Here is a 20024-nt window from a genome sequence, read left to right on the forward strand (position 1 = left end):
GATTGAGGATCGGTACAACGACGGCGGGTGGCCTACCCGGTGGCACTCGAGGCTTTGCTTTGCTGCGGCCGCCAATACGAGGGCAGTATCGGCCAATGGGTCATCTACAAACACCGCATGATCATATTGAGCCCTCACACGAGAGCACGCTAATTGCGAAGGTCGAGGGTTTGTGGAGATGCCCCTCAAAAAGGACCTGATCGGTAGGGACGCGCACGCCGTAACGTGGCGACAACCAGCCAAGTCCTGTCGCTTGATCGCCCCGAACTACTCTGGCTTTCAATGGGCCGGCGTTTGCTATCCGAACAAGTTGATGATTACCGCGTGTGATCAGCACTCCGCTCCGATCCGGCTCGACCGTTGACTGGCAAGTCGGGTCTATGAGGAACGATATTGTAACGCTTCCATCTGTCGGAACTCCGACGAGTTCGTCGATAATCGTGAACTGCGAAACGTCATCAAACTCCACCGTACGCCGGTGCCTTACGCCATATGGCCCGACATAGCCGTCATGCTCTGCCACAACCCGCGTAACTGGAGTAGTTTCGGATGATATGAGGCGCGCTTTCGCCTTGCTCGCCCAATTAAACGGCCCGGATGGACGACTTGATCCAATCCCGGAAAGACCCAAAGTGTTGTGAACCGCGGTGTCCCTGAACTGGTCCCGCAGCTCCCTATTTGGATTATATCGGTACGTTCCGGCGTCTACGATAACAGGTTGGCTGCCGACAGATAGCCAGATGGAAAGCGCGTCTGCATGGCCATGAGCAGCAATTGACAGATAGCCAACTGGTCCGTGATCGAACGTGAGAACGACAGGATCCTTATGCCTGCTTCGGATTACCGAGTAGCCCCCGCTCGTAAATGAGCGCATTCCAGCACGTTGTGCCGGCGCTACCGCGGCGGAGCGCAGGATTACATCGCGAATGCCTGGATCTTTGGCCGGCGGAGCAAGATCTGGGCGGCCAACACAGCCCGAAACGGCTGCGACAACGGACGCGACGTATCTTGGCTCAGGCGCCTGTGTTGTCGCAATGGCTCGGCAATCGTCGCAATCTCCGATCGCAGGCACTTTTGCATCGGCGTCCATCAGCCAAAGGGAATACTCCGACCACGCCGAAAGCCGATCCACGGTAGTTGCCGGCAGGTTGGCTTCGCGTCCAAGGGCGGTGGCCGCAACAAGAAACAGCTCAATCGAGAACGCAGTATAGCTGGGAGATTGTTCGCCCCCCACACCATCGGGATGAATTTGCTGATCAATTTCCGCGAGCAACGCACGCCAGCTATTCTCGCGCAATGCCACTGCATCAGGGAATCCCGGAGCCATGGTCGAACCAACAACCAGTCCGGCAAGCTCGGCGATCCGATGATTGTTAGCGGAGGAATGCAGGGACGGAAATCGCTTGATCCAGTCGAGATGTGCAAAGAAGAAACGAAGCGCCGCACTGCGTGTAACGCCGTCAAGGCGATCGACGCCGATGATCGAGAGCGCCAGCGCGACCGAGATGATACGAAGTGCGGCTTCGATACCGAAAATCCAGCTTGGTCCACGAAAGGGTGGATTGCCCGCCATCCATGACCTGATCATGCCGGTCAAAAGCACGGACTCGTCATGTTTCTTAAGCACCGCATCGGCGGCGAGAGGAACCAGAAACTGCAGTCGATTGAGCTCCCAAACGGGCTTCATATCTCGCGTGTTCATGCCGTGTCGGAATGAAATATCGAAGGCATAGGCGTCCCATTGCGGAAATGGCTCGCCGTCCTCAGGATAGATACGCCAGAACGACGGATCTGGTGGAATCGAAGAAGGCTTCGGCCAGCGTGCACCGAGCAGGCAAAAACTGCCCGCACGGACGTTGTCGGCTTCGCAGCTTATGAAAGCGGATAGATCCGATGGAGAGGCGATAATCCGGGAACGAATGCCAAGTATGGTGGTCAGCGGACCAAGTGACTCAACCCCCTCCCAGCCGCCACTATGCCACCGCGCAGTTTGCTTGTTGGCAGTTTCGACCAGGCGATGAACAATCTCCGCCGCGCTCATTGCCGCCAGACGGTCACGGTACCAGGCGGCCCGGCCTAAAACGGATTCCAAAAGCGCCTCACATGGTTGATGTCACGCCGCTTGAAATAATTCGATCAAAGCTCAATGTCTGACCGCGTTCGATGTAAAAGCCTTCGCGCTTTCTCCCACACGCCATCTCAAATCTGGATCCTCGATGAGACGACTTCACTGGGTTTGGTTTCGCCTCCACGAGCCTTGTCTGTTTGTTTGCAAGCCAACGCGGGGGGCGTACATATCCTGTACGAAATCACAGTAAGGCCGTCCATTCCCCCATCGGCTGGTCTCGGCTCCTTCTGCAGATCGAGAATGGGTAATCCGAAAGGGTAGAGCTGCGGACCGGTTCAAACGACTATGCTTTGATGTGTGTGAGTTTGGATGCCATGCGTTGGCGTCTTGTCGGGAGCTCTTTTCAGGCATGTGCGGAATTTCCGGTATTTGGGAGCGTAGTGGTTGCAGCCTGCAAAACCTCGAAAGTCGCGTATCTGCAATGACGCAAACCCTGAGTCACCGCGGGCGAGACGACAGTGGAGTTTGGTTGAGCCAGGAAGCCAGCATTGCCTTCGGGCAGCGTCGCCTTGCAACTATCGACTTGTCCCCGATGGGACATCAGCCAGTGATCTCGGCCAACGGGCAACAATTACGTTCAGCGGTGAAATACATAATATCCGAGAACTGAGGGCCGAATTGGAGGGACGTGGATTTCGGTTTCGTGGTCTAGGCCGGCAAGCAAGTTTGGACGGATGATGAACATTTGGTTTGATCTCCATAACTCGCCGCACATCAACATGTTTCGAAGGCTTATAAACGAGCTTCAAGGGGAACATGAAGTAACCATAACGGCTCGACCGCTTGCGAACACGATTGATCTGCTGAAGCTGCATCGGCTCGATTACGAAGTCGTCGGCAAGCACTACGGGGCCAACTTCGCCAGAAAGCTTCTAGGGTATCCGGTGCGAGTGCGCGACTTGCACCGTTTTCTCAAGGGCCGTTCAATTGAACTGGCGGTTTCGCAAAGCTCCTTCTATTCACCGGTCGTCGCGCGACTTCTCGGTGCCCGATCAATTTATTTGAACGACAATGAGCACGCTCTTGGAAACGTGCCATCTTTTCTGTTCGCCGATGTGATCATGCTGCCGGAATTCCTTGATTTCAGCAGAGTACGCTGGCAGGGGGCTCGTGCCGCCAAGGTACGTCACTTTCCGGGAATAAAGGAAGGCATGTATCTATGGTATTTTGCCGATCAATTCATGTCGCGACGCACTGAGAGGACGGCGCAGGATCAGCGCAGAGCGGTCTATGTGAGGCCGGAGCCCTGGACCGCTCAGTACTACAAGAGTGAAATCAATTTCCTGGATGGTCTTTTGCTTGGGCTTCGCAATCATGTCGATTTGACCGTCCTGCCAAGGGGGCGTGCGCAGGGGGCGCATTACAGAGCCGAAAAATTCAAAGGCATACGCGTGGTCGATACCGCACTTGACCTGGCAGACATAGCTCCGGATTGCGATCTATTCATTGGCGCCGGTGGGACGATGACCCGGGAAATGGCAGTGCTCGGTATCCCAACGGTCTCGATCTACCGATCGGAGCTGCTCGATGTTGATCGTTACTTACTGCGGCGTGGGTGCATGCAGCACCGGCCGGACCTTGACGCGGAAACAGCGCTGAAGATCCTCGATAACGCCACCGAGCGCGGTCCGAACCTGGAATTGCTCCACAAGGGCAAAATTGCTTACAACCAACTGTATTCGCAGATTCTCGAACTAGGCGGCCGCCACTAACCAAATGGCTGGATGGACTTGCGCAGCCATCATCCTCATTTCGGAATTGGCCGGTGGCGGGCGGGTTGGGGGAATGGCCAGTTCCGGTCAGGTTATTTGTCTTCGGCCATTTCTCTGAGTGTGCGTCGTCGCCGGGTCTGAACCACACGGCCAGCCTGTCCTTTCCGCGGCTGGCTTCCGGGTGCCAATGCGGTTGAGGCCTCCGATGCATCATGGATGTCTGCACAATGAGCTCGGCTTCGCTGGTCGATTGAGTCGGCGATAATGCAAAATCCAAGGGAGCCGGGGTAATCCGAAAGGGCCGGCACCTGAGGCGAATTTGACGGTAGGATACGTGCGTTTAACCACGTTTACCTGAACCTTCCGCACAGCGTTGCCCAGGTCGCCGGGGCTGGACGTCCCTGCTGAGTGCGCCGCATCGGTGAGGCCGGACGGGAAGTCAGCCTGCGCCAAGGGAGCCAAATCGATGAAAGCACGACCTCGGCTTGCGCTGACGAACGATTGGGATCACGCGATGGAGGTGTTGTCCCGCGAGATTCGCTCGATCAAGCATCCTGGCAAGGTTCTTGAGATCCTCGAAGCTGGTTGCGGCCAGCAGTGGGATCTCGACATCGGCGACGGCGGCTATGTGTTGACCGGCATCGACCTCGACTCCGAAGCCCTTCGCATCCGGTGTGATGAAACGAAGGACCTCCACGAAGGCGTTGTCGGGGATCTGCGCACGGCCGATTTCGGTCAGCGGACCTTCGACGTCATCTTCAATTCCTACGTCCTGGAGCACGTGCCGGGCGCGCAGCAGGTCCTGGAGAACTTCAACAGGTGGGTGAAGCCGGGTGGACTGATCATCATCATGATCCCTGACCCCTATTCGGTACACGGCTTCACCGCCAGGATGACGCCGCACTGGTTTCACGTGCTCTTCTATCGCCTGATCCTCGGATGGAAGAACGCCGGCAAGCCAGGCTACGGCCCCTACCCGGTCACCTACGACAAGGTGGTGTCTCGCGAAGGCATTCGGGCGTTCTGCCGAGAGAACGGACTGGTCCTGGCTGCCGAATACGGGATGCCTAGCGGCCTCGGCCTGAACGACGACAGCCTCAAGCAGAAGCTGGTGGAAGGCTACAAGAAGGCGCTTCAGGTCCTGTCCCTGGGCTACCTGAGCGCCGATCACAACGACATCATCTTTATCATCCGCAAACCGGCTCTCCCCGCGAGGGCGGGCCTGCAGCTCAGCACCGCCCTTCCCGCCTGATCTGCAGGTTCTAGCGACGGGTCAGATTTATCAAGCGCCGGTGGAGCGCCGCCACGCCTCAAGCGTGAAGCCAGCTTCGCGTGGAACGGCCCGCTGCAGCGTCCAAGGGCTGGTCCCCCTTTCCGACGCTATTCGGGTCAGGCTGTCCGCCTTGTCCGGAGAGACAGCCCATTGATGCTCACGCCCAACCGCATCGAAGTGCGCGCCGTCTTTTGTCCAACGCCACACAACATCTGCTCAACCGTCAGGCGCTGACTTCGACTGGCACTCCGCGTTCCATCCACGAGACCGCCCGAGAAGTTGCGCGCAATATTGCCAGTCGCAGCCGCAATAGCTCGAGCGACTTCATGAGTGATGAAGCCGCGCTGCTTCCCTGTTTCGTTTGAGCCCCAACGCGATCACCACCGCATGCCGCGCTTAAGCTCCGTGCGCAGACAGCATTTTCGCAGAGCGCGGTTCGCGGGTGATCATGTGGAGCTTTGGCGACTAGCGCCCAATCCGGACGGTGACGATCCGCGGCACCGACCCTGAGAGTGAATTCGCGCCACGCGTCAAAGTGAACCAACGTTCGTCTCGGCTGGTTCCGTCGCTTTCGATCTCCGCAACGCTGACGACGAAGCAATCTGATGGAGAAACAGCGCGCGTGTGCTGAAGCGACCCGATGTGGGAGCGTATTGAGCCTGCATACGTAGGTATAAATCATACTTTGAAAGTTTTTTCGCCATTTTTGCTCATTAGCCAACCAAGCCAGCAGTCGGGGGGCAAATCAAATCCCACTGTGTTGAAATCCGCTCGCGGCCTGAGGCTGCGATGCGTTGAAATGTGTTCGCGATGCCGGTTGCTGCGAGCATGCGGTATGTCGTGCGCCATCGCGATGCGCGGCAGTGGAATTCCCTATTGCAACTCGTATGGAGTCCCGAAATGGCTACAACTGACGGCACGATCACGTCGTTTACTTCAACGCCGCAAACCGCCTTCCAGATCGATGGCGTTAGCTACACTGTTCACACGTCGGGTGACAGCTATGCGCTAACCGCGCCCGACAGCCACACGCTGCGCTTCGAAGTTCGAGCTGGTGATCATGCCTGGTACGATGGTTCAAGTGTTGATCGCGCAGAGGTTCAGAGGGCTCCGAAGGTTGCGGTCGGAACCCCAGTCAACATCGGCTATCAGTTCATGTTGGAGCCCGGCGCCACGAACACCGCATCGTGGGTGGTTACCGGGGAAATGCACAATGATGACATCGCCGGCGGCGTGCCTACCTCGCCTCCATTATCGATCAACCTTAACGGCGAGCATCTCGCAATTGTTGTCAGATATTGCCCGACGGGCGTGGATGCCAGTAATGCTGCCGGAAACGTCAAGACGCTCACGCTCTGGACGGACCCCAATCCTATTCAACGTGGCCAGTATTACGATATCGACGTCCGGGCCAACTTTTCCAACAACAGCAGCGGGTATCTGGACGTTTTCATAAACGGCAAGCAGGTCGTGGACTATAATGGCCCCCTGGGCTATGGGTACGCCACCTATTGGATGGAAGGCATCTATCGGTCGGCAGAAGATGAGACTCTTGCTGCCAATTTTCGCGATTTCACGATGACCACGGGGTCGTACGCGCCGATCACGGACCCGACGCAGCCAACTACGCCCACGTCGCCAACCACCCCGCCAAACCTCGCGCCGACCGTGACGCAGGCGTCCGCTACACCGGGGACGGGAATCGCAGATAACGGTGATACCATCACATTGACGCTCGGCTTCAGCGAGGCCGTGATCGTGACCGGTACGCCGACACTGTCGCTCAACGATGGCGCGACCGCCACCTATGTGGGCGGGTCCGGGACGAGTGCGCTCACCTTCAAGACGACCGTCGCACCGACTGACGCGGACACGCCGGCGCTGGCGATCACCGGGGTCAATCTCCCGAACGGCGCCAGCATCAAGGATACTACCGGCCTTGCGGCGAACCTCTCGGGCGCGTTGAAGACGTTCACGGGTCTGCAGATCGATGCGACACCAACGTCGCCGACTTCGCCAACCTCGCCAACGTCGCCAACCTCACCGTCAACCGTGACCAAGCCGGTCCTCACCGTTGCGGATGCCACGCTGTCGGTGACCGGGAGAGGCGGCACGGTCAACCTGGGAGTGGATGTGTCAACGACCGACCCCAACGACGCCGTGACCGTGAACATCAAGGGATTGGCGTCGTACGAGACGATCACCGACGGCCTCGGCCACACGTTCAAGGGAAAAAACATAACCTTGACAGCGGCGCAGGTCGAAAGCGGACTGACGCTGCACTCGTACTACCGAGGCTCGCGTGATCCGGTCGACACGCTCACGGTGACGGCAACCGCCAAGGACCCGGTCACCGGCGCCGTTGCGACATCCGCGCCGCAGCAGATCACCGTGGCGGGTGCGCCGTCTGTGACCACCCTGACCACCACTGCGCCGCAGACCTCCACAGTGACGGCTACTGCGACCACCATCTCGACCACAGGGTCGCTGACAGGCTCGACTGGGGACCTGGGCACCAGCACGGTGACGGCCTCCGCACCGACGTCGATCACCGTGACGGACGCTCCCTCTGCGACCGCCACGACCACGGCGTCTCCGACAGACCCGGGTTCGGCGCTGTTTAGCCGGCTTGGAGGCCTGTTCGCCGACGGGGTTGCGACTTCCGCGCCGCAGACGATCAATATGACTGATCGTTCGACTGCGACAAGCACGACCACAGCGTCCCTGGCAAGCCAGAGCTTTGCGCTGCTGAACCAGTATATGGCCGCTAACCCAGGCCGGGTCGATCCCGGTCAGATCGTGGGGACTGTATCGAATGGCACCACGCGGGGTCAGGATTCGTTCCTCACCAGGCCTGGACAATGATCCACTTGCGTACCCGGGTGCTCGGCGCCCGGGTGCGCCCCCAATCGAAATTTGTGAATGCATGAGAAGGAACGTTGGACGCGGTCCGTCGCCGCGCGGTGTTGAGAAAAAAATGGCGATCCAGAATGGGAATGCCCCACACCGCAGATCTAGCAAGCTGTTGAAGAACTCAGCCGCGTTCGGAAACGAAGCCTGAAACCATTGTGTATTAGAAGTGGCCGAACCTGCCCGCAGCGCCGATCATGACCCATCCGCGACCGCAGGCGGGGTGCTCTCGTCGTGTCCTGCCCATGAGAACTCTGCGCAAGGATCTTCTCGCGCGTCGTAGCGGATATCGAGAAAGCCCTTCGGCGCATCGAAGACAATTATCACCGTCGGACTACCCTCGAACATGAAGGCGGATTCTGCTGCTCGGAAAGGTCGACGACACGGGTGCCGTTGTGCTGCATCCGGCCTGGTCGCGTCCCAGGCTGATGACGCGCGCGGAATTCGAAGAAATCCGAGACGGCCGCGCTGGCGACGACGCAATCTGATGGATAAATCGCGCATGTGCCTTGAATCCACCCGATATGGACAGATTGGGCACGTATTGGGCTATATGCATGGGTATAAATCATACTTTGAGAGTTTTTTCGCCATTTTTGCTTATTAACCCCGCAGCCAGCAGTCGGGGGGGCGAAATCCCACTGCTTTGAAAATCCGCTCGCGGTCTGAGGCCGCGATGCGTTGAAATGTGTTCGCGATGCCGGTTGCTGCGAGCATGCGGTATGTCGTGCGCCATCGCGATGCGCGGCAGTGGAATTCCCTAACACTTGTAACTCGATGGAGTCCCGAAATGGCTACTAATGACGGCACGATCACGTCGTTTTCTAACAGGCCGCAAACCGCCTTCCAGATCGATGGCGTTACAACCACCGTGCACACGTCGGGCGACAGCTATGCCCTGACGTCGCCGGACAATCACACGCTGCGCTTCGAAGTTCGAGCCGGTGATCGTGCCTGGTACGATGGGTCGAATGTTGATCGTTCCGAAGTTCAGAGGGCTCCGAAGGTTCCATTCGGAACTCCGGTCAACATCGGCTATCACTTCATGTTGGAGCCCGGCGCCACGAACACCGCATCGTGGGTGGTTACCGGCGAAATGCATAATGATGACATCGCTGGCGGCGTGCCTACCTCGCCTCCATTATCGATCAACCTTAACGGCGAACATCTCGCAATTGTTGCCAGATATGTCCCGACGGGCGTGAACGCCAGTAACGCCGCCGGAAACGTCAAGACGCTTACGCTCTGGACGGACCCCAATCCTATTCAGCGTGGCCAGTATTACGATATCGACGTCCGGGCCAACTTTGTAAACAACAGCAGCGGGTATCTGGACGTTTTCATAAACGGCAAGCAGGTCGTGGATTATAATGGTCCCTTGGGCTATGGGTACGCCACCTATTGGATGGAAGGCATCTATCGGTCGGCAAATTCCCAGACTCTTGCCGCCAATTTTCGAGATTTCACGATGTCAACCGGATCGTACGCGCCGGTGACGGGCTCAACGCCCACCTCGCCAACCACCCCGACGTCGCCAACCACGCCCACCTCACCAATCACTCCCCCAAGGTCGACCACGCCGACGACGCCAACCGCGCCTACCACCCCAACCACGCCGACCAGGCCTACGTCGTCGGTCACGAATCCGGCTCTCACCGTCGCGGATCCCACGCTGTCGGTGAGGGGCAGAGGCGGGGCGGTCGACCTGGGAGTCAACGTCTCAACGCCCGATACCAATGACCGCGTGACCGTGCGCATCGACGGTCTACCGAAGTACGAGACGATCACGAGCAATCTCGATGGTCGGACGTACAGGGGGAACAACATCACCTTGACGGCTGCTCAGGTCGATGCCGGATTGGTGCTGAACTCGTACGCCCGCAGGAGCCACGAATCTACGCTGACGCTGACCGCAAGCGCAAAGGACCCGGTCACCGGTGATGTGACGTCGGCTGCGCCGCAAACCATCACCGTGGCGACTTCGCGATACGCGACGAGGGCAACCGAGTCGCAGACCACCAGTGTGACCAATCCCCCCACGACCGCCGCGACCACGACCTCGCAGGTGGGCCGCGCCCTGACCTGGCTGAACCAGAACCAGAACCAGGACCAGGCCAGCCAGGCCGTGGCGAACGCCGCGCCTGCTCTGATGAGCCAACTCAGGGGCGTCATCGGAGGCGGCGTTGCTACCTCGGCGCCGCAGGCGATTACCGCGACTAGCGACGCGCGCTCGGTGGGCACATCCACCGCGAGCCTGGCAAGCCAGAGCTATGCGCTGCTGAACCAGTATCTGGCTGGTAGCACTGGTCGGGGAGATTCCGGTCAGATCGTGGCAAACCTGTCGAACGGAGCTACTGCGGGTCAGACTTCGTTCCTGACCAGACCGCAACATTGATCGTGCTTCCGCACCCAGGCGCTGATGCGCCTGGGTGCGGGATCATCAAAGTTTGGGAATGCAGAGAAGGAACATCAAACGCGGCCGGTAGCCGCGAAGGGTTGAGTTAAAACATTATGGCGATGCAAGATGGGAATGCCCACGCCGCAGACCATGGGCTTCGAGCCTTGGCTCTGTTCCTGCGCCTTCATGGCGTCCACGCCGAGCCCGACCAGCTCCGCGACCGCTGCGGAAGCAGCACAATAGGTATCCGCGCCCTGCTTCGTTGCGCGCGCCAGTTTGGAGTCGAGGTCCGCTCCCGAACAACGCATTGGACGCGACTCGCGAGTCTCCAGCTGCCTGGAATCGCATCGCTGCGTGACGGCGGATTTCTGCTTCTCGGCAAGGTCGACGACAACGGAGCGCTCGTGCTGCATCCGACCGCGTCGCGTCCGGAGCTGATGACGCGCACGCAATTTGAGGAGATCTGGGACGGCCGCTTGATCCTCACGGGGTCGCAAAACGTCGCCAATCGAGTGCTTCGTGCCGTTGCCGACGTGACTGACCGCGGACGCGAGCTGGCTGGACGTGCCCGCGAAGCTTCGACGCGCGCCCGTGATGCCATCATGCATGCCCGCAATACATTGATGAGTACGCGCTTCGGCGGACGCAGTGATATGGCTGTCCAGCCGGCCATCAACTCCGAGATTGTGAGCGCCGAACCCGAGAGCGGCGACGAATCTGGGCTTGTGGCCGTGGCAATTCTGCTGCGTTGCCACGGCATCGCGGCAGATCCGGGCCAAATCCGGCATCGAATGGGCGCGGCGCGGCTCGGTGTTACCGAGATCCTGCGCTGTGCCAAGGAATTCGGGCTCAAGGCGCGGGCACAGAAGACGAACTGGAACAGGCTTGCAGTTACTCCCCTGCCAGGAATCGCCATGCTGCGCGACGGCGGCTTCCTGATCCTGGGCAAGGTCGTCGACGACAAGCTTCTGGTTCAGCGCCCGCTGTCTCCCCAGCCCGAAACAATGACGCAGGCCGAGCTCGAGGCGATCTGGGATGGCGACATCATCCTGATGGCGCGGCGCGCATCCCTGACCGATCTCGCCCGCCGTTTCGATATCAGCTGGTTCGTCGGCGCGATCCACAAGTATCGCCGTCTTCTCAGCGAGGTGCTGGTCGCATCGTTCTTCCTGCAGATCTTCGCCCTCATCTCTCCGCTGTTCTTCCAGGTGGTCATCGACAAGGTGCTCGTGCATCGAAGCATGAGTACACTCGATGTTCTCATCATAGGTCTTGTTGCGCTGACGGTGTTCGAGGCCGTTCTTGAAACGCTCCGCGTCTATCTGTTTGCGCACACTACGAACCGCATCGACGTCGAGCTCGGCGCCCGGCTGTTTCGTCATCTGATGGCGTTGCCGATCGCATACTTCCAGGCTCGCCGGGTCGGCGATTCGGTCGCGCGCGTCCGTGAGCTTGAGAATATTCGTCAGTTCCTGACGAGCTCGGCGCTTACGCTTGTCATCGATCTGTTGTTCACCGTCGTCTTCCTTGTGGTGATGTTCTACTACTCGACGACGTTGACGCTGATCGTTCTGGCCTCATTCCCGTTCTACATCGCTATTTCCGCGGGCGCTGCGCCGCTGTTTCGCCGGCGCCTCGATGAGAAATTCAACCGGGGAGCCGAGAACCAGGCATTCCTGGTCGAGAGCGTCACGGGCGTCGAGACGCTGAAGGCCATGGCGGTCGAGCCGCAGATGCAGCGACGGTGGGAAGAGCAACTCGCCGGCTATGTGGCTGCGAGCTTCCGCGTGCTCAGCCTGAACAATACCGCGAGCCAGGCGGTCCAGATGATCAACAAGCTGGTCACCGCGGCCACGCTTTACTTCGGCGCCAGACTTGTGATCGGTGGCGATCTCACCGTCGGCGAGCTCGTCGCGTTCAACATGCTGGCCGGACGTGTGAGCATGCCGGTGCTGCGCCTCGCACAGATGTGGCAGGATTTCCACCAGGCCCGACTGTCGATCGATCGCCTCGGTGACATCCTCAACACCATGCCGGAGCCGAGCTTCAGTCCGAGCCGTGCCGCACTGCCGCCGATCGACGGGCAGGTCACGTTCGAGCATGCGACATTCCGCTATCGCATCGACGGTCCCGAGGTGCTTCACAACGTATCATTCAACGTCCAGCCCGGGCAGGTCATCGGCATCGTCGGCTCGTCCGGCTCTGGCAAGAGCACCATCACCAAGCTGGTCCAGCGTCTCTACGTGCCGGAGAGCGGGCGCGTGCTGGTCGACGGCGTCGACCTCGCAATGGTCGATCTGACCTGGCTGCGGCGCCAGATTGGCGTCGTCCTGCAGGAGAACGTGCTGTTCAACCGCTCGATTCGCGAGAACATCGCGCTGGCCGATCCGGCCATGCCGATGGATCGCGTCATCGAGGCAGCAACGCTCGCCGGCGCGCACGACTTCATCCTGGAACTGCCCGAGGGGTACGACACCGTCGTCGGCGAACGCGGCAGCAGCCTGTCCGGCGGACAACGCCAGCGTGTCGCGATCGCGCGCGCGCTGATTACCGACCCGCGCATCCTCATCCTCGACGAGGCGACCAGCGCACTCGACTACGAAAGCGAGCGTGCCATCCAGCAGAACATGAAGCGGATTTCCGCTGGCCGAACCGTGTTCGTCATCGCCCATCGGCTCTCGACGGTGCGCAATGCCGACCGCATCATCACGCTCGAACATGGCCGCATCGTCGAGGACGGCAACCATGATGAGCTGATCCGCTCGAACGGGCGTTACGCAAACCTCCATTATCTGCAGGCCGGTATCCATGACGTCCGCTAGCCGAAACATCGTCCCGTTTCCGAACCGACCGGCTCCGGCCCGCCGACGCGAGCAGGAAATCGCATTCCTGCCGGCGGCGCTTGAGATCACCGAAACACCGCCCTCGCCGATCGGGCGCGCTATCGGCGCCAGCATCATCGCGGTGTTCTGCGTCGCGCTACTGTGGGCGACGTTCGGCAGCGTGGATATCGTCGCCTCCGCGACCGGCAAGATCGTGCCCGGCGGACGCACCAAGCTGATCCAGCCGTTCGAGACGGGCGTCGTCCGCGCCATCCACGTCCGCGACGGGCAGACCGTGAAAGCCGGCGACGTTCTTATCGAACTCGATCCGACGATGACGGAAGCCGATCACGAACGTCAGAAGAGCGATCTCATTGCGGCCGAACTCGACGTGGCCCGGCTGCGCGCCGCGCTGGCGGAGGATCCGCTTGCCGCCTTCCGGCCGCCGCAGAGCGCAAGCGCCGCGGAGGTCGAGATGCACCGCCAGTTCCTGATCAGCCAGCGCGCCGAACAGAACGCCAAGCTCGCCGAGATCGAACGTCAGCAGGGCCAGAAGGACGCGGAACGGGCGACCACCTCGGCGAGCGTCGCAAAGCTGCAGGCGACGATTCCGGTGCTGCAGGAGCGCGTCGACATCCGCAAGAACCTGGTCGACAAGGCACTGGCTTCCAAGGTCGTCTATCTCTCCGAATACCAGGAACTGGTCGGCCTTCAGCAGGATCTCGTGCTGCAGCAAAGCCGGCTTCGCGAAGCCGATGCCGCCCTGGCGTTGCTGAAGGAAACCAGAGAGAGGACCGCCGCGGAGTATCGGCGGCTGACCTATGACGCACTAGCCAAAGCGGAACAGAAGTCTGCGAGCGCCGCGCAGGAGGCGATCAAGGCGGAGCGGCGCACGAAACTTCAGCGTTTGACTGCACCGGTCGATGGCGTCGTGCAACAGCTTGCCATTCATACCGTGGGCGGCGTGGTGACGCCCGCCCAGGCGCTCGCCGTGGTGGTTCCGAGCGAGAGCCAGCTCGAGATCGAGGCCATGCTTTCCAACCGCGACATCGGATTCGTGCATCCGGGACAGAAAGCGGAGATCAAGGTCGACACGTTCAACTTCACGCGCTACGGGCTTCTTCATGGCGAAGTGATCAGCGTTTCATCTGACGCAATCACCCGCGACAGGCAGGGCACCTCAAATGATCGAGCTATGGGTGCGGCGACGAGCAGCAGCGAGCCGAAAGGTCAGGAGCTGGAGTATGCCGCGCGCGTCTCGCTCGACCGCGCAGCCATGCAGGTTGACGAAAAACTCGTCAAGCTCGGGCCCGGGATGGCCGTGACGGTTGAGATCAAAACAGGCTCGCGCACGATAATCAGCTATCTCCTCTCGCCGCTGGCAAGATACAAGCAGGAGTCCTTGCGGGAGCGCTAGAGTATGATCCGGAAAAGCGTGCAGCGGTTTTCCGAAAGATCATACTCAAACAAAACGATAAAGCGGGATGACGATTCGAAGAAAGGTCATCCCGCGGGGGTCGCTGATCGTCTTGAGCGCCGCTTCGCTCATGGCTTTACGTAGGACCACCCTTTTTCCTGCAACTCCATCACGCGCACGACGCCTGATTTCACCACCTCTGCCTGAGAAATGATCGGGATGTCCTTGTTCTCGGCCTTGTGCATTCTTTCCTGAGTGTTGCCGCAGGCCTTGAACGATACCTCCGGCCTGCTCAGCGCCATCTCCTCAATACGGGCCTTTACCGGCGACGTGTCGTCGCGCAGCATATGCAGGCCCGGCCCGAACGTGACCACCTCGATTTTCACCTTCTCGCCGAGATCTTTATAGTACTGCGCAACATTCGTTGCGTTGTTGAGCGTGAGGTTCATCGCCGCGGGGTCGTTCGTGTTTACTTGCAGAACTAAACGGTGCGCCTTGGCGTCGGACGCAAGCCTCGCGTGGGCGGCAAGCAGGGACCGTTCCCTTCTATGTTTGGCGGCTTTACTATGTTTGGCGGCCTTACGCGGGGCAGCAGCTCTTTCTGCAACGGGCGGCTGGTACATAGCGGGATACGTCGTTGTCGGCACCCAGTACCGTCCGCCTTGCTCTGCCGCAGCGAATGACGGGGCGAACAGGACTGTAGCGGCTACTATGGTGGTTACGCTGGCAATATGTTGAAACATGTTCATCGGATTCTCCTATGCACAAACTTCATCAACACGATCATCTGCTCGGCTTCGCGGCCGGGTGAGACCATTTGCACGCAACGATCATCTTCGCGCGCACCGCTTCCCACCCTCCGAGCGAAAACGTTCCATCCACCGCGGCTCCTGTCCGGTGTGCGAGGTGAACGCTGAGGCTTCCAGCGTCCGGAAGCGACTGCAGCAGGCGAATGACGTCACCGCCGAACGCGACCCCTGCTCCGGACACCGGCAGCGCTGCCGCGATCTGCACCTGCTGACCGTCGTTGACGCGATAGGAAACCGCGTAATCGTTGCCGCGGCCACGGATGTCGGGCCCCGCGACCACCAGTTCGGTTCGCCCCCTGCGGCAGTGAATCGAAAGCTTCATTGCGGATTCGACGGCACCATCGTGCGACAAGATCGTGGCGATGGCGACGGGTGAATAGTCGACGGGCGATGTCGTTTGGCTGACGATCCAGCTATCTCCTTTGGAGACCGGCTGTTGCACGGGCGCGGCCGCCGGCGACGCCTTGTCCGGGCACTCCGGCCGTTCGACGCCCTCCATCGGGCTGCAGTCGCGAAGCTGGGCCGTCGGGCCTTCTGCCCCTCGCGTCCAGGCAATCCCGCTTGCGAGGGCGATTCCAGCTACGATCGGGATAGCCGCGCTTCTCATTGTGATGCATGCGCTGCGCGCGGTCGGCGTTCCAGCCACGCCTGCGCCGCAGGGAAGCGCGCCAGGCCAGGAACCGTTGCCGCGAGATTGATCGATTTCCATTTCGGGTCGAAGCCCGGCTGCTGCAGCTTGTCGATTCGCGAGAACAGATGATCGACGAAACGTGCGATGCGCTGGAAGCGGTTCGATTTGGCTGAGAAATTGAAGGCGACGAGAGCGGTCGGAACGGCAATCGTCGTTACCCGTTCGGCCGGCTTGATCAGATTGGGATAGTCCGCAGCGTCGAGCGTGGCGGGCAGATAATAGTCCTCGAACTTGCTGTCATAGGGGATTGGCAGGAACTTGAACCCCGGCTCCCAACGGCCGCGCACGAACGCGTCTACCGGCTTCGAGGTAATGAAGACGACCGCCGCCATCTCGCCCTTGCGCATCTGTTCGAGCGCGACCTGATGCGGGATGAACGTCTTTTCCACGTCGAGGCCGAGCCGGCTAAAGATCAGCGGGCCGGAATAGGCCGCCGCGGTACCCTGGGTATTGAAGTTTACTTTCTTGCCGGACAGCTCGTTCAGGCTCTGAATCTCGGGACGAACGAAGATATGCAGCTCGGACGGGAATAGATTCAGGATGTAGGCAAGCCGCTGCTGAATATCCGGCACCTGGCTTTTGTATTCCTCCAGCACATCCGAATTGATGATCGCGGCGTCGATGCCGCGCAGATAGAGCAGCGAATTCACATTCTCCGTGGCGCCGCGTGTCACGATCGGCAGAACGTGCAGATTATTTCCATCATCGACGACGCGGGCGATCTCCGCCGCCAGGCGGATCGGCGCACCCTCGATGAGGCCTCCCGCGATACCGACTGTCCATGCATTCATCGTCACTTGCGGCTTCTGTGACGGCGGCGCGCGAGCCAGCAAACGATCGCCTTGCGTCCGGGCGTTCGGCGTCTGCGCCTCCGCAGCAAACGGCTGAACGATCACGGGCAACGAGACCAAAATGATAAGAAAAAGTCGCGTAGCTAAACCAAAAAGCCGGTTCATCAATCAATTCCTCTTCAAGCTTTGAAGGTGCGGCCGATCGTCGGAACCGGAAGCAGCGGTTCACACAGGCGCCGCTCGTCCCTCCGCCTGCAGGCGCATCATCGTATTCCGGGTAAATGGTGTCCTGTCCGAATCGACGTGCGACGTGCCCACGATCTCGTAGGCGAAAGCTACGTCATCCTTGCCTGGGAATGACCGATTCTTCATGGGGCAACCCACATGCCATCACCGCCGCACGGTGAGATGACGTTTTTACAAAGCGTCATCACGCACGTTATGCACTTCGCTTGCCCGCTGCTGGGAAACTCTTAAGAGGTACATCCAAGGAAGCGGCTCTCAGCATCAGGCGACGCGATTACCAACCAGATCGAGAGCTTGATTTCGGCAACCACCGTAGGTCGGCGGGAGAGCGCCGCATCTGGAATGTTTTCAATTCAACCTGTCGTTTCGAACTCCCCTACTCCTTGCTGCGCGCGAGGCTGCACGAGTTTTCGCCAGCCAGCTTCCGCTCAAAGGAGCATGCGACGCGAGCGTGCATCTCTGCCGTCGCGCGATCAGGCGGTGTTGCCGGCGTCGACAGTCAGAACGGTGCCGGTGATGTTGCGGCCGCCTTCGCCGAGGAGATACTCGACCATGGAAGCGACGTCGCCGGCCTCGGGCAGACGGCGCAACGCGCTGCGGCCGGCAATGCGCCGTCGACCGTCGTCGTCCAGGGACCTGGTCAGTTCGGTGTCGACAAAGCCGGGCGCGATCGCGTTCACAGTGATGCCGAGTTTGCCGACTTCGCGAGCCAGCGAACGGGTAAAGCCTCCGGCCGCGGCCTTGGATGCCGCATAGACAGACAGGCCGTTGTAACCGGTCGAGGCGATGATCGAGGAGATGTTGACGATGCGCCCGGCGCCGTCGGCCATCATGTGGCGCACCACGTATTTGGTCAGAACGATCGGCGACAGCACGTTCAGGCGGATCAACGCCTCGATTTCGGAATTGTGCATGGTGGCCAGCAATCCTTCGGTGCCGAGCCCGGCATTGTTGACGAGGCCGTAGAGCGCGCCGAAGGCATCGCGCAGTTCCTTTACGAAGGCGGGAATCTCGTCGATCCGGCTGAGATCGAATGCCCTGAAGTGCAGCCGCCCCGCGCGCGTTTCACGGATCGCCCGTCCGAGATCCTCGCTCTCGCGACGCGCGACCGCGACCACGTTGTAGTCGCCGGATGCGGCGAGCCTGCGCGCAATCGCAAGCCCAATGCCGCGGCTGCCGCCGGTGACAAGGACGTTACGCATCGGCGCGCACCATTTTTCCCGCCGCCGTGACCTCGAGCCGCTCAACGAAGCGGATCACCGCAGGCACCTTGTATGCGGCCAGCGAATCCTTGCATCGGGCGAGAATTTCCGTGCGGATGGTTTCCTGGCGATCCGCATCGGTGCCGTCGGCGAGCACGATGTCGGCGACCACGATGGCGCCGGTGATCGGGCTTTTGCGCGACCGCGCCCGTGACATCCGCACCGATTCGTGCCGATTGATCACGGCCTCGATCTCCTCGGGATGAACCTTCAGCCCGCCGATGTTGATGATGCCGCCGCGCCGGCCGATGAAATGGTAACGCTCGCCGCGCAGTTCGACCATGTCGCCGGTGTCGACGAAGCCCTCGGCATCGGCGAGCGGCGGCGCGGCGGCACCGATATAGGCGTGCGCCGTGCGGTGGGAGCGGATCCGGAGCGAACCGTCGACGACCTTCATCTCGACGCCGTCGCGATTCCGCCCGATCAGATCGGCGGGAAAACCCTCGCGCCCGTCGTCCACCGCGAAACCGACGCCGGCCTCGGTCGAAGCATAGGCATGGCCGATCGACGCATGCGGAAACGCCCGGGCCAGGGCATCGAGCACCGCCTGGTCGGCGATTTCGCCGGACAGGCGGACGTAGCGCGGCGAGAAGTTTTCGGCCGCGCCGCTCATCAGGAGCTTGCGCCAGTGCGACGGCGTTCCGGAGATGTGCGTGACGCCGCCCGCCCGCAGCCGTGCCACGTGGTCGGCGATGGCTTCGCCGGGCTCCGACAGCACGATCGATCCGCCGCCGATCACGGCGCGCAGGAATATCTGCAGGCCGCCATAGCGGCGGATGTCGTAGAATGTCGCCCAGGTCGCATTCGGATGGCGCGCCGGTCCGTCGGCAACGATCGCGCCGGCCAGCCCATCGAGCGTATGTCCGACGATCTTCGGCAGCCCGGAGGTCCCCGAGGTCAGCATCAGCCACTCTGTCGCGCGTTCGGTCCTCCATCTCGCGGCCGCACGTTCGGTCACGCCAACGCCGGCGACAAGATACGCGCCGGTATCATATCGATCCGGCCGATCGGTAACGATCGCATCGATCTCGGCATCCGCAAGCAAGGCCTGGATGTGATCCGGATCGAGGTCGGGCGGGCACAGCAGCATGCGGCGGGCGACGCCGTCGAGCTCGATCATGGCAAGCGCGGAATGCAGCTGCCCCGACACCGCAAGCAGCACCGATCGGCCGGACAGTTCGCGGGATCTGCCGATCAGGCAGCTGTGCCTGAGAATGTCGGTCAGCGATACGCTATACCTGGCATCGGAAATCGTGCGGCCCTTCGGCTCCGGGCCGAGATACTCACGCAGCGCCAGGACCTCAGGCGGGGACATTCTCGTAGACCCTGACGAACTCGCCGATCGTCGACGGGAAGGCCGCATCCTCTGCGATGGTGAAAGGATCGATCCCGAGATCGTCCTCCAGCCGCGCGACCAGGATCGCGAATGCCAGCGAGTCGAACCCGGTGTCGTGGAGCGATAGATCGTCCAGCAGCGGCGGCAGCTTGACCTTCTGTTCTTCAGCGATCTGCTGCATCGCCGCGAAAATCTTCGACCTTACCGACATGGAACACCTCACCTCTCA

At 60.6% G+C, this 20024-nt stretch carries 14 protein-coding genes; 7 read left to right on the top strand and 7 right to left on the bottom strand.

Features of this window, described 5'->3' with window-relative positions:
• Positions 1-121: 121 nt before the first annotated feature.
• Complete coding sequence (locus tag LMTR21_RS35690; RefSeq protein WP_084030526.1) at positions 122-2092, bottom strand: heparinase II/III family protein; 1971 nt, start codon at positions 2090-2092, stop codon at positions 122-124.
• A 385-nt stretch (positions 2093-2477) separates the two neighbouring features.
• Between LMTR21_RS35690 and LMTR21_RS42185 the strand changes: the two genes are divergently transcribed.
• The 7 genes from LMTR21_RS42185 to LMTR21_RS35720 all read left to right on the top strand — a co-directional run bounded on the left by LMTR21_RS42185 (position 2478) and on the right by LMTR21_RS35720 (position 14660).
• Positions 2478-2738 (top strand): hypothetical protein, encoded by a 261-nt coding sequence (locus LMTR21_RS42185; protein WP_488225949.1) that lies wholly within the window; start codon positions 2478-2480, stop codon positions 2736-2738.
• 67 nt (positions 2739-2805) lie between these two features.
• Positions 2806-3840 carry a DUF354 domain-containing protein gene (locus tag LMTR21_RS35695; protein ID WP_065752306.1) on the top strand — a complete coding sequence of 345 codons (1035 nt, stop codon included), beginning with the start codon at positions 2806-2808 and terminating at the stop codon, positions 3838-3840.
• Positions 3841-4354: 514 nt separating this feature from the next.
• Entirely contained in the window at positions 4355-5092 is a 738-nt protein-coding gene (locus LMTR21_RS35700; RefSeq protein WP_065752153.1) for a class I SAM-dependent methyltransferase, read from the top strand.
• 921 nt (positions 5093-6013) lie between these two features.
• The gene (locus LMTR21_RS35705) at positions 6014-7978 is read left to right on the top strand and encodes a heparin lyase I family protein (RefSeq protein ID WP_065752154.1); all 1965 of its coding nucleotides are present in this window, start codon (positions 6014-6016) and stop codon (positions 7976-7978) included.
• Between the two features lie 835 nt (positions 7979-8813).
• Positions 8814-10418 (top strand): heparin lyase I family protein, encoded by a 1605-nt coding sequence (locus LMTR21_RS35710; RefSeq protein WP_065752155.1) that lies wholly within the window; start codon positions 8814-8816, stop codon positions 10416-10418.
• 122 nt (positions 10419-10540) lie between these two features.
• Positions 10541-13243, top strand: a complete 2703-nt coding sequence (locus tag LMTR21_RS35715) for a type I secretion system permease/ATPase (protein WP_141688239.1) — start codon at positions 10541-10543, stop codon at positions 13241-13243.
• Positions 13230-14660, top strand: coding sequence for an HlyD family type I secretion periplasmic adaptor subunit (locus LMTR21_RS35720; RefSeq protein WP_065752156.1), 1431 nt, complete (start codon positions 13230-13232; stop codon positions 14658-14660). Before LMTR21_RS35715 ends, LMTR21_RS35720 begins: the two co-directional genes overlap by 14 nt.
• A gap of 128 nt (positions 14661-14788) precedes the next feature.
• Here the strand turns inward: LMTR21_RS35720 and LMTR21_RS35725 are convergent, their stop codons facing one another.
• The 6 genes from LMTR21_RS35725 to LMTR21_RS35750 all read right to left on the bottom strand — a co-directional run bounded on the left by LMTR21_RS35725 (position 14789) and on the right by LMTR21_RS35750 (position 20006).
• Positions 14789-15409 carry a DsrE family protein gene (locus LMTR21_RS35725; protein ID WP_065752157.1) on the bottom strand — a complete coding sequence of 207 codons (621 nt, stop codon included), beginning with the start codon at positions 15407-15409 and terminating at the stop codon, positions 14789-14791.
• A gap of 34 nt (positions 15410-15443) precedes the next feature.
• A complete protein-coding gene (locus LMTR21_RS35730; RefSeq protein ID WP_065752158.1) occupies positions 15444-16076 on the bottom strand; it encodes a hypothetical protein in 633 nt (210 codons plus the stop codon).
• Complete coding sequence (locus LMTR21_RS35735) at positions 16073-17116, bottom strand: TAXI family TRAP transporter solute-binding subunit (protein WP_084030531.1); 1044 nt, start codon at positions 17114-17116, stop codon at positions 16073-16075. The genes LMTR21_RS35730 and LMTR21_RS35735 overlap by 4 nt, the downstream gene beginning before the upstream one ends.
• A gap of 554 nt (positions 17117-17670) precedes the next feature.
• Positions 17671-18399, bottom strand: coding sequence for an SDR family NAD(P)-dependent oxidoreductase (locus LMTR21_RS35740; protein ID WP_065752159.1), 729 nt, complete (start codon positions 18397-18399; stop codon positions 17671-17673).
• Positions 18392-19774 (bottom strand): class I adenylate-forming enzyme family protein, encoded by a 1383-nt coding sequence (locus LMTR21_RS35745; protein WP_065752160.1) that lies wholly within the window; start codon positions 19772-19774, stop codon positions 18392-18394. The genes LMTR21_RS35740 and LMTR21_RS35745 overlap by 8 nt, the downstream gene beginning before the upstream one ends.
• Positions 19761-20006, bottom strand: a complete 246-nt coding sequence (locus LMTR21_RS35750; RefSeq protein WP_065752161.1) for a phosphopantetheine-binding protein — start codon at positions 20004-20006, stop codon at positions 19761-19763. Before LMTR21_RS35750 ends, LMTR21_RS35745 begins: the two co-directional genes overlap by 14 nt.
• Between the last annotated feature and the right edge of the window lie 18 nt (positions 20007-20024).

Origin of the sequence: Bradyrhizobium paxllaeri (genome assembly GCF_001693515.2) — a bacterium.
GTDB classification, from domain to species: domain Bacteria; phylum Pseudomonadota; class Alphaproteobacteria; order Rhizobiales; family Xanthobacteraceae; genus Bradyrhizobium; species Bradyrhizobium paxllaeri.